This window comes from Pseudomonas sp. LBUM1671 (assembly GCF_059695685.1).
Window position 1 is genome coordinate 1211623 of sequence record NZ_CP166782.1, and the last position, 13638, is coordinate 1225260.

General features: G+C 58.6%; 12 protein-coding genes. 4 read left to right on the forward strand and 8 right to left on the reverse strand.

From position 1 onward, the window contains the following. Positions 1-6: 6 nt before the first annotated feature. Positions 7-627 (reverse strand): energy transducer TonB, encoded by a 621-nt coding sequence (locus ACA060_RS05350; protein ID WP_497315863.1) that lies wholly within the window; start codon positions 625-627, stop codon positions 7-9. Between the two features lie 93 nt (positions 628-720). Here ACA060_RS05350 and ACA060_RS05355 point away from each other — a divergent pair, with 93 nt between their 5' ends. Then, positions 721-1503 (forward strand): class I SAM-dependent methyltransferase, encoded by a 783-nt coding sequence (locus ACA060_RS05355; protein ID WP_010462878.1) that lies wholly within the window; start codon positions 721-723, stop codon positions 1501-1503. A 109-nt stretch (positions 1504-1612) separates the two neighbouring features. Here ACA060_RS05355 and ACA060_RS05360 read toward each other — a convergent pair whose 3' ends face one another. Then, positions 1613-2257, reverse strand: a complete 645-nt coding sequence (locus tag ACA060_RS05360) for a TetR/AcrR family transcriptional regulator (RefSeq protein WP_497315865.1) — start codon at positions 2255-2257, stop codon at positions 1613-1615. Positions 2258-2350: 93 nt separating this feature from the next. On the opposite strand from ACA060_RS05360, the gene ACA060_RS05365 reads away from it, so the two are divergent. Both ACA060_RS05365 and ACA060_RS05370 read left to right on the forward strand, forming a co-directional pair. Beyond that, positions 2351-3451: an efflux RND transporter periplasmic adaptor subunit gene (locus ACA060_RS05365; protein WP_497315867.1), complete on the forward strand. Its 1101-nt coding sequence runs from the start codon at positions 2351-2353 to the stop codon at positions 3449-3451. A gap of 6 nt (positions 3452-3457) precedes the next feature. Continuing rightward, on the forward strand, positions 3458-6523 hold the full coding sequence (locus tag ACA060_RS05370) for an efflux RND transporter permease subunit (protein ID WP_109628187.1): 3066 nt from the start codon (positions 3458-3460) through the stop codon (positions 6521-6523). A 90-nt stretch (positions 6524-6613) separates the two neighbouring features. Here the strand turns inward: ACA060_RS05370 and ACA060_RS05375 are convergent, their stop codons facing one another. Continuing rightward, complete coding sequence (locus ACA060_RS05375) at positions 6614-7549, reverse strand: IS110 family transposase (protein WP_497314510.1); 936 nt, start codon at positions 7547-7549, stop codon at positions 6614-6616. A gap of 687 nt (positions 7550-8236) precedes the next feature. On the opposite strand from ACA060_RS05375, the gene ACA060_RS05380 reads away from it, so the two are divergent. Further along, on the forward strand, positions 8237-8626 hold the full coding sequence (locus tag ACA060_RS05380; protein ID WP_497315869.1) for a DUF6124 family protein: 390 nt from the start codon (positions 8237-8239) through the stop codon (positions 8624-8626). A gap of 69 nt (positions 8627-8695) precedes the next feature. Here ACA060_RS05380 and ACA060_RS05385 read toward each other — a convergent pair whose 3' ends face one another. From ACA060_RS05385 to plsB, 5 genes are all read right to left on the reverse strand, one after another. After that, positions 8696-9385 (reverse strand): DUF4197 domain-containing protein, encoded by a 690-nt coding sequence (locus ACA060_RS05385; protein WP_497315871.1) that lies wholly within the window; start codon positions 9383-9385, stop codon positions 8696-8698. Between the two features lie 27 nt (positions 9386-9412). Continuing rightward, complete coding sequence (locus ACA060_RS05390) at positions 9413-9811, reverse strand: YbaY family lipoprotein (RefSeq protein WP_497315873.1); 399 nt, start codon at positions 9809-9811, stop codon at positions 9413-9415. A gap of 76 nt (positions 9812-9887) precedes the next feature. Then, on the reverse strand, positions 9888-10253 hold the full coding sequence (locus tag ACA060_RS05395) for a YbaY family lipoprotein (protein WP_497315874.1): 366 nt from the start codon (positions 10251-10253) through the stop codon (positions 9888-9890). A 152-nt stretch (positions 10254-10405) separates the two neighbouring features. Beyond that, a complete protein-coding gene (locus ACA060_RS05400; RefSeq protein WP_497315876.1) occupies positions 10406-11008 on the reverse strand; it encodes a hypothetical protein in 603 nt (200 codons plus the stop codon). A 110-nt stretch (positions 11009-11118) separates the two neighbouring features. Beyond that, positions 11119-13602, reverse strand: coding sequence for a glycerol-3-phosphate 1-O-acyltransferase PlsB (plsB, locus tag ACA060_RS05405; RefSeq protein ID WP_497315877.1), 2484 nt, complete (start codon positions 13600-13602; stop codon positions 11119-11121). Positions 13603-13638 lie beyond the last annotated feature (36 nt).

Below are 13638 nucleotides of genomic sequence, written 5' to 3' on the forward strand. Positions count from 1 at the left end.
TAACGATCAGGCGGCGATGCGCAGGTTCTGCAGGACGATCGGGCGAGCCCAGCCGTTATCGAAGTCGAGTTGTTTCTGTTGCTCCACCAGTTCTTCGGGGGAGAACGGCGGGAACGGTTTGTCCAGCAGGTCCATTTCGAATTCAGCGATCGGCAAGCGCAGCGGACGCGGTTGTGGCGCCGGGCCGGCTTCTGGCACGGGCTGGCCGGCGGTGAGCACGATCGGACGCACCCAGCCACTTTCGAAGTCTTGTTGTTTCTGTTGCGCGACGATTTCTTCGGCCGGGAACGGTGGGAAAGGTTTGTCGGCCAGGTCCATTTCGAACTCGGCGATCGGCAGGAACAGCGGCTCGGGTGGCTTGACTTCGGTTTCTTTCACATCGCATTCGCGCTGGCTGACGATGTGCGCCAACAGCTCGCTGCCGACGGTAGGCTCGACCGGGCTTTCAAGATCAACCGGTGGAAAAGTCCCACACGCCGGCACCACATCGGTCGACTGTTCGGCCAGGGCCTGGGCAAAAAAATCCTGCCACAGGTGACTGACGCCGCTCAGTGCCTGTGAATTTCGCAGGCCATAATCGCCATGACGCGATAGGTAGCCTACGGATGTGGATTGAATGCCTGACATTTTTCTCGGTCGACGCTCAGCTCTGGCAAAATGCTCGTTAGTTTTGTTATCGGCCGTTTTTGCCGATCATTAATTTTTTGAGCGTGTTTTCCCATGATTGAGCAACCTGCGGCTTGCCGCATCCACGTCGAGGCCTCGGCCCCGGCGTTTCAGCCACAAGCGGAGCAATGGGCCGAACGCCTGGGCTTGCCTTTGCATGTGGATGACGGCGAGTTTGCCTTGCAGGTGGGCGAACAGGGTTTGCAGCTGCAACAGCTCGGGCCGGACGCACCGGGGCCGGTGCGGGTGGACTTCGTCGAAGGTGGTGCGGCGCATCGCCGGTTGTTCGGTGGTGGCACCGGGCAGATGATCGCCAAGGCGGTTGGCATTGCCCAGGGCGTACGTCCGCGGGTGCTGGATGCCACGGCGGGGCTGGGCAAGGATGCGTTCGTGTTGGCGAGCCTGGGCTGCGAGATGAGCCTGATCGAGCGTCAGCCGTTGATTGGGGCGTTGCTTGAGGATGGGCTTGCCCGTGGCGCGGAAGATTTCGACGTGGCACCGATTGTGGCGCGGATGAAGTTGCTCAAGGGCAATTCGATCGAGGTCATGCGCAACTGGGAAGGCGAGCCGCCACAGGTGATCTACCTCGACCCGATGTTCCCGCACCGTGAGAAAACGGCGTTGGTGAAGAAGGAAATGCGCTTGTTCCGGCCGTTGGTCGGCGATGATCCGGATGCGCCGGCATTGCTCGAAGCCGCGTTGGCACTGGCCAGCCATCGGGTAGTAGTCAAGCGCCCGCGCAAGGCGCCTTGTATTGCGGGGCCCAAGCCGAGTCATGCGCTGGACGGGAAATCCAGTCGGTATGATATTTATCCGAAGAAAGCGCTTAAGCCATAAGACCGTGTCGCGCCCTTCGCGGGCAAGCCTCGCTCCTACAGAATCTGTGCTAAACCCTGTAGGAGCGAGGCTTGCCCGCGAAGGCGTCAGTCCAGACAACCAGAACCCATCAGTCTGTCCCAGGCCTGTAAGCCCGCATAAACAACCCCACCACTTCCCGCACATGCTCCTCGGCCGCATCGCCGGTCACCGGCTCGCCGCAGCCATACAGCAAGCGGAAATTCCCGGCGCCCTTGAGCAGGCAGAAGAAATGCTCGGCTGCATTGCGCGGTTTATCGATGCTCAACGCGCCGCACTGATCAACCTTGGTCAGCAACCGCTCCATGCCGTGCAGCATGCGTTGCGGTCCGGCCTCGAAGAAGATCAGCGAGAGTTTCGGGTCCTGGCTGCCCAGGGCCATCATCAGCCGATGCAGGTTCACCGATTCATCGCTGTTGATCAGCTGATGAAAGCCGCGCGCGATGTTCAGCAGTACCGTTTCTACCGAAATGCCGTCCGGCAATTCGAAAAACAGCGTGGGCAACTGCTCTTCGCACTTGGCCATCACGGCGGCGGAGAACAGCGTCTCTTTGTCGTTGAAATGGCTATAGACCGTGAGCTTCGACACACCGGCTTCCGCCGCCACTGCATCCATGCTGGTGCTGGCGTAACCATTACTCAGAAACAGAATTTTCGCCGCATCGAGGATGGCCTGGCGCTTGGCCAGATCCTTTGGACGGCCCGGACCGTTGGGTGCTGAAAGATTGTTCGACATTCTTCGCTTTAATACTGGACTGGTGAGTTTGCTATTAATAACATACTCACCAGTATAATTATTCCAAGCACCATTAGCGAAAGGTCCTTCACCATGTTCCGCTATGCCTTGCCCCTCGCGTTGCCAGTCTGTCTGGCGTTTTTATTGTCTGCGTGTGGCCACGAAGAGGCGCCTAAAGCCACTGTCCGCCCGGCGATGGTCGTGCAGCCAGAGCCTTCGGCCCAGGCAATGGAAAGTTTTCCCGGTGAAGTACGGGCTCGTTATGAGCCGGACCTGGCGTTTCGCATTGGCGGCAAAGTCAGCCGACGACTGGTTGAAGAAGGGCAGCGGGTCAAGGCCGATCAGCCACTGGCCGAACTCGATCCTCAGGACGTACGCCTGCAACTGGAAGCCACCCGTGCCCAAGTGGCCGCCGCCGAGGCCAATCTGAGCCTGGTGCGCGCCGAGCGTGATCGCTACAAGACCCTGATGGACCGTCAGATGGTCAGCCGTTCGCAGTACGACAATGCCGAAAACCTTTACCGATCCGGTGAAGCGCGCCTCAAGCAAATCAAAGCCGAATTTAACGTGTCGACCAATCAGGCCAGCTACGCGGTGCTGCGTGCACCCCAGGATGGTGTGGTTGCTAAACGCGCAGTTGAAGTCGGACAAGTGGTGGCGGCCGGGCAAACCGTGTTTACCCTGGCCACCGATGGCGAGCGGGAAGTGTTGATCAGCCTGCCGGAGCAGAGTTTCGGCCGCTTCAAGGTCGGTCAGCCAGTGTCGGTAGAGCTCTGGACCCAACCCGATCAGCGTTTCGCCGGGCGCATCCGTGAGCTGTCGCCCGCTGCCGATCCCAAGTCGCGCACCTTCGCGGCCCGGATTTCGTTCACTGGCGGCAAGGTCCCGGCCGAACTCGGCCAGAGCGCCCGGGTGTTCGTCCAGACCGCTGACGTGATACCGCTGTCTGTGCCGCTGTCGGCACTGACGGCGGAAAACGGCGCGACCTACGTCTGGGTCGTCAGTGCCAACAATACCTTGAAGAAAACCCCGGTCCGGGTCGGTGCCTTCGGCGAGAAAACCGTCCCAGTGCTCGAGGGCCTGAATGCCAGCGACTGGGTGGTGGCCGCTGGCGTCCATGTCCTGCTCGAAGGGCAGCAAGTGCGCCCGGTGGATCGCTCCAACCGCGTGGTCAATCTGGCGGACAAGGAGTAATCCCCGATGGGTTTCAATCTTTCCGAATGGGCGCTGCGCAATCGCCAGATCGTACTGTTCCTGATGCTCTTGCTGGCCGTCGTCGGCGCGCTTTCCTACACCAAACTCGGCCAAAGCGAAGACCCGCCGTTCACCTTCAAAGCCATGGTGATCCGCACCAACTGGCCGGGCGCCACGGCGCAGGAAGTCTCGCGCCAGGTCACCGAGCGCATTGAAAAGAAGCTGATGGAAACCGGCGAATACGAGCGCATTGTCTCTTTCTCGCGCCCCGGCGAATCCCAGGTGACCTTCATTGCCCGTGACTCCATGCATTCGGTACAGATTCCGGACCTGTGGTATCAGGTCCGCAAAAAGGTCAGTGACATTCGGCACACTTTGCCGCCGGGTATTCAGGGGCCGTTTTTCAACGATGAGTTTGGCACCACCTTCGGCAATATCTACGCGCTGACCGGCGACGGTTTTGATTACGCAGTGCTCAAGGATTACGCCGACCGCATCCAGATCCAGCTGCAACGGGTCAAGGATGTGGGTAAGGTCGATCTGCTCGGGCTGCAGGACGAGAAGATCTGGATCGAACTCTCCAACGTCAAACTCGCCACGCTCGGCTTGCCATTGGCCGCTGTGCAGCAGGCGCTTGAAGAGCAGAACGCGGTGTCCACGGCCGGGTTCTTTGAAACCACCAGCGAGCGATTGCAGCTACGGGTTTCGGGGAATTTTCAGACCGTCGACGAGATCAAGAACTTCCCGATCCGCGTCGGTGACCGTACCTTCCGCATCTCCGATGTGGCGGACGTGCGCCGTGGATTCAACGACCCACCGGCACCGCGCATGCGTTTCATGGCGGAAAACGCCATCGGTCTGGCCGTGGCGATGAAGGACGGCGGCGACATTCTGGTGCTGGGCAAGGCGCTGGAAATCGAGTTCGACCGCATTCAGAAAAACCTCCCGGCCGGCATGCAACTGCGCAAGGTTTCCGATCAGCCTGCCGCAGTGAAAACCGGCGTTGGCGAGTTCGTTCAAGTGCTGGTGGAAGCCCTGGCGATTGTGTTGCTGGTGAGTTTTTTCTCCCTCGGCGTGCGCACCGGCATGGTGGTGGCGCTGGCGATTCCGCTGGTGCTGGCGATGACCTTCGCCTGCATGTATTACCTCGGCATCGGCCTGCACAAAATTTCCCTCGGTGCGCTGGTTTTGGCGCTGGGCTTGTTGGTGGACGACGCAATCATCGCCGTGGAAATGATGGCGATCAAAATGGAGCAGGGCTTCGACCGCATCAAGGCGGCCAGTTATGCCTGGACCAGCACCGCGTTCCCGATGCTCACCGGCACCCTGATTACCGCTGCCGGGTTTCTGCCGATCGCCACTGCGCAGTCGGGCACCGGCGAATACACGCGCTCGATCTTCCAAGTGGTGACCATCGCGTTGTTGGCCTCATGGATTGTCGCGGTGGTTTTCGTGCCGTACCTGGGGGAAAAACTTCTGCCGGACCTGGCGAAAATTCATGCCGCCAAACATGGCACCGGTCAGCCCGACCCTTACGGCACGCCGTTCTATCAGCGGGTCAGGCGTTTGGTGGAGTGGTGCGTGCGCTGGCGTAAAACCGTCATCGTGCTGACCGTGGTGTTGTTCATCGGCTCCATCGTGCTGTTCCGCTTTGTGCCGCAACAGTTCTTCCCGGCTTCGGGGCGGCTCGAGTTGATGGTCGATCTGAAACTCGCTGAAGGCGCGTCCCTGAGCAACACCGCCGACGAGGTCAAACGCCTTGAAGCGCTTCTGAAGGATCACGCCGGCATCGACAACTACGTGGCCTACGTCGGCACCGGTTCGCCGCGTTTCTACCTGCCGCTGGATCAGCAACTGCCGGCGGCGAGCTTCGCCCAGTTTGTCGTCCTGGCCAAGACCATCGAGGAGCGCGAAACCCTGCGCACCTGGCTGATCGAAACTCTCAACGAACAATTCCCGACCCTGCGCTCGCGGGTTACACGCCTTGAAAATGGTCCGCCGGTTGGCTATCCGGTGCAGTTCCGGGTGACCGGCGAGCACATCGAGGAAGTCCGCGCGCTGGCCCGCAAAGTGGCGGCCAAGGTTCGCGAAAATCCGCATGTGGTGAACGTCCATCTGGACTGGGAAGAGCCGAGCAAAGTCGTCTACCTTAACGTTGATCAGGACCGCGCCCGGGCGCTGGGTGTGAGCACGGCCAACCTGTCGAAGTTCTTGCAAAGCTCCCTGACCGGTTCCAGCGTCAGCCAGTACCGCGAAGACAACGAGTTGATCGAGATCCTGCTGCGCGGCACGTTGCATGAACGGACCGAACTGTCGTTGCTGCCGAGTCTGGCGGTGCCGACCGACAACGGCCGCAGCGTGGCGCTGTCGCAAATCGCGACGCTGGAATACGGCTTCGAAGAAGGCATCATCTGGCACCGCAACCGCCTGCCGAACGTGACGATCCGCGCCGACATCTATGGCAAGGAACAACCGGCGACGCTGGTGCAGCAGATCATGCCGACCCTCGACCCGATTCGCGCCGAACTGCCGGACGGTTACTTGCTGGACGTCGGCGGTACGGTGGAAGACTCGGCCCGTGGCCAGAACTCGGTGAAGGCCGGCGTGCCGCTGTTCATCGTGGTGGTGCTGACTTTGCTGATGCTGCAATTGCGCAGTTTCTCACGCACGGTGATGGTGTTCCTGACCGCGCCGCTGGGCTTGATCGGGGTGACGCTGTTCCTGATGGTGTTCCGCCAGCCGTTCGGCTTTGTGGCAATGCTCGGGACCATCGCGCTGTCCGGGATGATCATGCGTAACTCGGTGATCCTGGTGGACCAGATCGAGCAGGACATCGCCGCCGGGCTCAAGCCGTGGCAAGCAATTATCGAAGCCACGGTGCGGCGTTTCCGGCCGATCGTGTTGACGGCACTTGCGGCAGTGCTGGCGATGATCCCGTTGTCCCGCAGCGTGTTCTTCGGGCCGATGGCGGTGGCGATCATGGGCGGGTTGATCGTGGCGACGGCGCTGACGCTGCTGTTTTTGCCGGCGTTGTATGCGGCGTGGTTCAGGATCAAGAAAGAGTCGGTGTAATCTCGGCGGCCTTCGGGCCGCCCGCTCTCTTGCTGACGTTCACCGCTCTAAATTGTGGGAGATTCTATGTTGCCCGGCAACCCTGAATTCTCAGGCTGACAGGTATTTGCTCTGATTTTTCATCAGGGCAAATGCCACTCGACAGAGCTTTCGGGCCAAGGCAACCAAGGCCTGGGTTTTCGAGAAGCCTCTAGCCAGGTATGCCTCGTAAAACGGCTTCCATTTAGGCGAGCGACACGCCGCCATTGCGGCGTTGTACGCCAAACGACGAACCTCCGGATCTCCTTTTTTGGTCAGGTACCGCTGCCCATTCTTCTTGCCGGAGTCTTCGACTGCCAAGTCCATTCCCAGGAATGCGATGAACGCATCGCTGTTCGCAAAATCGCCCCGCATAAAGGTCGTCGCCAACCCGGTTGCGGTCAGTTCCCCAACGCCTTCGATGGCTTTGCAGCGATCAATATTCGCCTCAATTCCCGCCTCTTTGCTGACCTTGCGCAGCAGTTTCTGAATCGCCTGATCCGCTTGCTTGAACGCCTTCTGCTGAGCGACCTGCACTTTCTTCAACAAGGGTTCATTGGCCCAACTCAACATCAGCCCAGCATGGTTCTGGATCAGCGTTGCACGTCTGTGAAGCAGGCTTTTCAGCGAGCTGTAGGCCTTGGGTGGCGGGCTCCAGACCCGCAGTTTGCTTTGTTCATTCTCCAGGTAACGCGCCAGCAAACGCGCATCGCAGGGATCGTTCTTGGCTCGTTGACCAACGCCACGGCGGTAATGACTCACGCGATAAGCATCCACCACGTAGACCTGATGACCCATCTCATGGGCCAGCTCTACCGTGTCCAAGTGGTAGATGTTGGTGGCTTCAACGGCGATAGCGCTTTGGGCAGGCAGGGTTTTAAGCCAACGCTTGAGGGCGGTTCGATCGTTCTTGATGTCTTGAATGATTTGCAGGTCGGTGCGATAGACAGCAATTTGGGCCTTGGCGATATCGATACCAACAACCGTCTGCGAAGTAAGGATTGTCATGACGAATCCTCGGAGCTAGGGTTTAAGTGCTTGTTGGGGGCTACCGTTGCGCTGGCTTGTCTCTATCGTCGGTTTACCGATGAATTCCTTATCGGCGCTTTGGGTAGAAGGGGCGGGACGAGAAGTCTCCCACAGTCTGTACTGGTCAGAGTCAGAATCGAGTCTGTAGTCCCACCCACCCCTTCAAGTCTAAACATACAAGCGAGCCTGCTCGCGATGGCGTCGTGTCAGGCAATACATTTCGCAAATGGACGACCGCTTTCGCGAGCAGGCTCGCTCCCACAGTTAATCTTCTGAATACAAATACCGTGTACGACACAAAACCCTGTGGGAGCGGGCTTGCCCGCGATGGCGATCTGGCAGGCGACTATGTTTAAAGATCTGCCAAAACATCAGAACCTTCCCACGAAATTTTCAGGTTGTCTGTCGGAAGCGCGATCTCTAGGCTTTTGGGTGTCGCTGCAAAAAGCAGCGACCGGGTTTCGCAGCCCGGTTAAACTTCAGACGCACAGCGTCCACCATCCGAAAGCGGGCGTTTTTTTATGCCTGTGTTATGGCGGCTGTGCGCGGGAGATCTTCGGGTCTGCCGGGTTCCTGAAGTCCCGGTCTGCGAACCTGCGTACAGCTGCCACCTTATGTTCGTTTCGCAGCGAACGGTGACAGCTCCACTACTTCAGGAGTTACACGATGATTAAAGACAGCCCAAATCCTCCATACACGGAAGCAGAACTGGAAAAAGAAACCGACCCGGTTTCCCCCTACGCCTTTCTCGATTCCAAAAAACTCCACGACGCGGCAATTCGCGCTCTTGATCACTATTTGGCGCCACCACCCGAAAAAAAGGCTAAAGCTGACCGTCGTCCCAGCTCGGTTTTCGTCATCGCCCCCAACGTTGATTCCGAAACCCTTTTGGCTCACGCCTGCGAAACCCTCGCTTCGGCAAATGTGATGGCCAGTGAGTTAGCCTTCGGTTTGAACGGACCGAAATGCAATCTTATGTTGGCGGTTCAACAGATGATTTCGCTGGCGGAGTTATCGGTAAATCGCGTTCTGGATCAGGTTGATCCGCACCAGTAGCGCAAACGGAAAAAGCCCACTGACCTGTAAAGACCAGTGGGCTTTTTTGCGAGTTTCAATTGCCTGGAATTAAAGCGTACCAAAGACTTTCTTCGCCAGACTCGTCGCCGCAGCCGCCGGATTCTGGCGGATGGTTTCTTCCTGTTTACCGATCATCTCGAACAAACCGTTCAACGCCTGCTCGGTCACGTAGCTTTCGATGTTGGCGTTCTTCGCATCCAGCACGCCCATGGTCGCTGCCTGGCCCGCGAAGGTGTTGTATTGCTTGGCCAGGCCGACCTGGTCGGTGGCTTGTTTGACGATAGGGAGGAACTTGACGCGAATCTGTTCGCGGCTGGTTTTGCTCAGGTATTGGGTGGCCGAATCTTTGCCGCCGCTGAGAATCCCTTTGGCGTCCTCGACGCTCATCTTCTTGACCGCTTCCACCAGAATTGGCTGGGCCTGGGTCACGGCGGTTTCCGCCGCTTTGTTCATGCTGGTTTCCAGCTGAGTGACCTGGTCGCCCATGCCGAACTGTTTCATTTTGCTGGCGACTTTGCCCAGTTTGCCCGGCAGTTCGATTTTCACGTCCGGGTTGTTGCTGAAGCCGCCCGGCGTGCCGAGTTGTTTGACGGCCAGCTGCGCGCCTTGGGTCAGGGCGTCTTTGAGGCCGCCGGTGGCGTCTTTTTGCGACAGGTCGTTGAGCGACAGCGCCAGTGCGCTGGCGGAGATCATCAAGCCTGCGAAAAGGCCGGCGAAGCGAAGGGTAGGGCGGAGCATGGCGGCTTCCTTGTTCAAAAAAAGAAATTAGCGAACGGCGTCGACGCGGATTTTCAGGGGTTGCGGATCGCGGCCATCAAGCTGCACGGCGTGGTGTTCGGTGGTGATGAATATCAGCTTGCCGTCGACTTCGATGCGCGCGCTGACCGAATAGCGATGACCAGGTTTGACCTGGGCCGGATCGTAACTCAGATGAAACGGCAGTGGCACCTGGCCTCTGACCGGGCCTTTCTGTTCATTGAGGATAACGGCGGGCGCATCCGCGAGCGACACGTCCTGCAGGCTGACGCTCAAGGTGGCGCTCGCCGGCAGGGCGATGCGTTGGAGGTAGAAGACTTCGCCATCGAGGCTGGTTTTCGCGGCAGGTTGCAGGGTCTGGCAGGCGCTGAGCAAAGCAGCCAGTCCCAGAAGCGAGCATTTTTTCATGAACTTGATCCTTGTCCCTGGCGCCCGAAGAAGACCGGCGCCAATGACAATTTAACGGATTTTTTCAGCTCAAGACTTAGAAGTTACTGTCTGGTTTCGTACGAACGTTGCGGACAATAACGTCCTCGGGACAGAGGTGGTCGACACCCAGTTGCACTGCGTGATCCTTCGTGGTCGCGAAGATCACTTGTTCGGTGGTTTCGATCCGCGCACGGATGGCATAGCGGTGATCAGGCAGGACATCGGCAACCTTGTACAGCAAGTTAAAGTCCAAGCCCGTTGTCTCTGCGTTAGGGATGACTTGCCTTGCGAGTTCTTTGGCCGGAGCGTCTGTGGAAGTGACATCCAGCAGATTGACGTGAAGTGTTGAGTTGGGTGGTAACTGAATTCTCAACAGATAGTGCACGGTGCCGCCGATGCTCTTTTCATATTCGTTGCTCATTTTGATTTCCTTATCAAATGAATCGTCGGGAATGACGAATTGTCAGCATATCGTCGAGAGCCGCGAACGCTATGTAGGGTATTTCCTTACTTGTTGACCGAATAGGCTGCGAAATAGATGGCGCGCAACAAATTACATTTTTCGACTTTCTTTCAAGTCGTGCTGAAGGGCTTCAATACAACGGAGCCCGGATAGACCGCTATTGAATTCAGGTATTCGTTTTCAGTGGCGGTCAGGGTGTAGCGTTTACCGGGGACGACAGTGGCTGGATCGTATTCCAGGTAAAACGCCTGCGCCTGATTTTCGCTGATATGTATCTGAGTGACGAGGGCTTGGGTGTCGTCGTGCTCGTGGGCGGCAACGGTGACGGCGTGTTCGGGTTCGACCGCTCGAGGTGCTTGCGCCTGTATGTAGAGACGGCCTATCGGGCTCAGGTGCAGGATCTGTCGGTGCGGCGCGTGGTGGACGATCACGAAGTAGTCCAGGTCAATCAACAGGGGAACTCCGTTATGGGTCATGTTGATGGTCACAAGGTATTTGACGCTGATATCGGAATAGTTGTGTGGGAACGAAAAGTTCCAGGATCCGCTGTACAGGTTTGGTGTACGCGATTGCGCCACGTTGATGGGGAAGGAGGAGTTGGCAGTTTGCACGCCTATAAAGGTTTCGCCGTTGCCATCGTCTGGGGGCAGAAAGTCTTCAGGCAAACTGAAAGTGAGGGTGACGTAGTTGCTAGTGTTTTCAAGCGGGGTCATCGCGATATCCATATCGGAATTTAAGAGGGCCTCTATTAATTCATAATTGACAGATTATAAGAACATCCGTGTTCTTATAGTCATTGTCAGAAAGTTACAACCGACTGCAACTAAGCCTGGTCCGCCGCATCTTCACTTCGATGCAAGGCCACCTGGCGGATCGACAACCGGATCTCCGCCGGCAGCACCCGTTTGGCCGCACCTTCCGCCAGTTCACCCAGCAACTCGTGATAGCTCAACTTGCCGGCTTCGTCGCGCTTGAGCACGTCGAGATCCAGCATCGTCTGAATGAAGTGGCGGAACAGACTCTTGTCGAAGAACTCCGGGGCATTCAGGCCATGGAGGATCGACAGGCGCTGAGCCATGACGGTGCACAGGTCTTCCAGTTCTTCGGCGCTGATGCTGTTCTGGCCGCTGTTGAGCAGCAGGGACACGGTCATGTAGAAGCGTTGCAGCGTCTGGGCGATGCTCTTCGACAACAACGTCAGCAACACAAAATGCCGTGAGCTTGGTGCCGGGCGCAGGTAAACGTCGTTCTCGAAACGCAGCAGACCTTGCTCGACGAACGCGTCGAGCCATTGATCGATCACGCCATCCAATTCATCCAGCGTCCAGCGAATGAACAGCTCCGATTGCAGGTACGGATACAGCGCCCGGGTGTAGCGCAGGATCTGTTCGCGGCTCATGCGCGACGCGCTCTGGAAGAAACTCGCGAGCAGCGCCGGCAGGGCGAAGATGTGCAGCACGTTGTTGCGGTAGTAGGTCATCAGGACGGCGTTCTGCTCGTCCAGATACAGAATCTTGCCCAGCGCATCGCTCTGTTCGGACAGCAGGTCCATGTCCTTCACATGCTCGATCAGCGCCCGGCCATCACCTTCCGGCAGCGTGGTGTGCGGCGAATACGGCACCTTGCGCAACAGCGCCAGATACAAATCCAGTACCCGCGCCATGGCGCGATCATCCAGGGCCAGACGGGTGGTGGACAGCAGCGCCAGGGCGACCAGGTTCACCGGGTTGATCGCCGCCGCTTCGTTCAGATGCTGCGCGACTTTCTCGCCGAGACGGTTGGTGGTTTCGTTGAGCCACGCGGGTTTGAACTGCGGGCCGAGTTCCTGTTTACGCCAGTCGGGCTGTTCGCTGTCGAGGAATTCCGCGAGTTTGATCGGCTCGCCGAAGTTCACCGCCACCTGACCAAAACGCTGCTTGAGCGCGCCGATGACTTTGAAGATGTCGAAGATCGATTCTTTCTTCTTGCTCGCGCCGCGCAGTTCGCCGAGGTAGGTCCGGCCTTCCAGCACACGCTCGTAACCGATGTACACCGGAATGAAGACGATGGGCATGCGCGACGAACGCAGGAAACTGCGCAGGGTAATCGCCAGCATCCCGGTCTTCGGTTGCAGCATGCGCCCGGTGCGCGAACGGCCGCCCTCGACGAAGTATTCGACCGGGAAACCTTTGGTGAACAAGGTGTGCAGGTATTCGTTGAACACCGAGGTGTACAGCGGGTTGCCCTTGAAGGTGCGGCGCATGAAGAACGCGCCGCCACGCCGCAGCAGGCTGCCGATCACCGGCATGTTGAGGTTGATCCCGGCGGCGATGTGCGGCGGGGTCAGGCCGTTTCGGAACAGCAAGTAAGACAGCAGCAGGTAGTCGATGTGGCTGCGATGGCACGGCACATAGATCACTTCGTGACCCTGAGCGACTTTCTGCACGCCTTCGATGTGGTTGACCTTGATCCCGTCGTAGATCTTGTTCCAGAACCAGCTCAGCACCACTTCCAGGAAACGGATTGCGGTGTAGGTGTAGTCCGAGGCGATCTCGTTGCCGTAGCGCAGGGCCTGGGCCTTGGCTTTCTCCGGGGAGATGTTTTCCCGTTCGGCTTCGTCGAGGATCGCTTGCTTGACCAACGGCTGATTGAGCAAGCCTTTGACCAGGTTGCGTCGGTGGGAAATGTCCGGGCCTATCACCGCGGCCTTGAGGTTGCGGAAGTGCACGCGCAGGATCCGCTGGGCCATGCGCACGGTGCGCTCGTGGCCTTTGTTGTGGTCGATCAATTCGCGCAGGTGAATCGGCGCGGAGAACTGCACTCGGGTCTTGCGGCCCAGCACGATGATGCTGAGCAACCGACGCAGGCGACCGGTCACGGCCCAGCTATCGGCAAAAAGTAGCTTCCACGGGCTCGATTCGCTGTCCGGCGACTGCCCCCAGAACACGCTGACCGGAATGATCTGCGCGTCTTCGGCGGCATTCTGGCTCAGGGCGCTGACCAGGCGGGTCAGCGTCGGCGGTGCGCCACGTTTGTCCTGGCGGCCGAGCCAGTCGGGCTCCGGCGTGAGGTAGAAAAACGCGGCGGGTTCCACCAGGTTGCCTACCGACACGGGCAGCACCGGGCGGGGCAGGCCGGCCTTGCTGCATTCGGTGTCGACCACGGCCAGGTCGGTCAGCGAAGGGTTTTGCAGGACGTAGAACACCGGACGACTGCGGTCGAGGTTGAGGGTGAACGACGACTGATTGATCGTCTCCGAGCGAACCCAGAGATAGAGCAGTCGGCGCAGGGTGCCAAACACAAGACGGCGGAACGGGGAACGGGTCATACGGCATCTGCGTGAGTGAATAAAACCGAGCGTTTG

What these genes read in the sequence shown, in the direction of transcription:
- ACA060_RS05370 (WP_109628187.1), top strand. Translation starts at nt 3,458, where the DNA reads ATGGGTTTCAATCTTTCCGAATGGGCGCTGCGCAATCGCCAGATCGTA.
- ACA060_RS05350 (WP_497315863.1), bottom strand. Translation starts at nt 627, where the DNA reads ATGTCAGGCATTCAATCCACATCCGTAGGCTACCTATCGCGTCATGGC.
- ACA060_RS05380 (WP_497315869.1), top strand. Translation starts at nt 8,237, where the DNA reads ATGATTAAAGACAGCCCAAATCCTCCATACACGGAAGCAGAACTGGAA.
- ACA060_RS05360 (WP_497315865.1), bottom strand. Translation starts at nt 2,257, where the DNA reads ATGTCGAACAATCTTTCAGCACCCAACGGTCCGGGCCGTCCAAAGGAT.
- ACA060_RS05365 (WP_497315867.1), top strand. Translation starts at nt 2,351, where the DNA reads ATGTTCCGCTATGCCTTGCCCCTCGCGTTGCCAGTCTGTCTGGCGTTT.
- ACA060_RS05375 (WP_497314510.1), bottom strand. Translation starts at nt 7,549, where the DNA reads ATGACAATCCTTACTTCGCAGACGGTTGTTGGTATCGATATCGCCAAG.
- ACA060_RS05395 (WP_497315874.1), bottom strand. Translation starts at nt 10,253, where the DNA reads ATGAGCAACGAATATGAAAAGAGCATCGGCGGCACCGTGCACTATCTG.
- ACA060_RS05355 (WP_010462878.1), top strand. Translation starts at nt 721, where the DNA reads ATGATTGAGCAACCTGCGGCTTGCCGCATCCACGTCGAGGCCTCGGCC.
- plsB (WP_497315877.1), bottom strand. Translation starts at nt 13,602, where the DNA reads ATGACCCGTTCCCCGTTCCGCCGTCTTGTGTTTGGCACCCTGCGCCGA.
- ACA060_RS05385 (WP_497315871.1), bottom strand. Translation starts at nt 9,385, where the DNA reads ATGCTCCGCCCTACCCTTCGCTTCGCCGGCCTTTTCGCAGGCTTGATG.
- ACA060_RS05400 (WP_497315876.1), bottom strand. Translation starts at nt 11,008, where the DNA reads ATGACCCCGCTTGAAAACACTAGCAACTACGTCACCCTCACTTTCAGT.
- ACA060_RS05390 (WP_497315873.1), bottom strand. Translation starts at nt 9,811, where the DNA reads ATGAAAAAATGCTCGCTTCTGGGACTGGCTGCTTTGCTCAGCGCCTGC.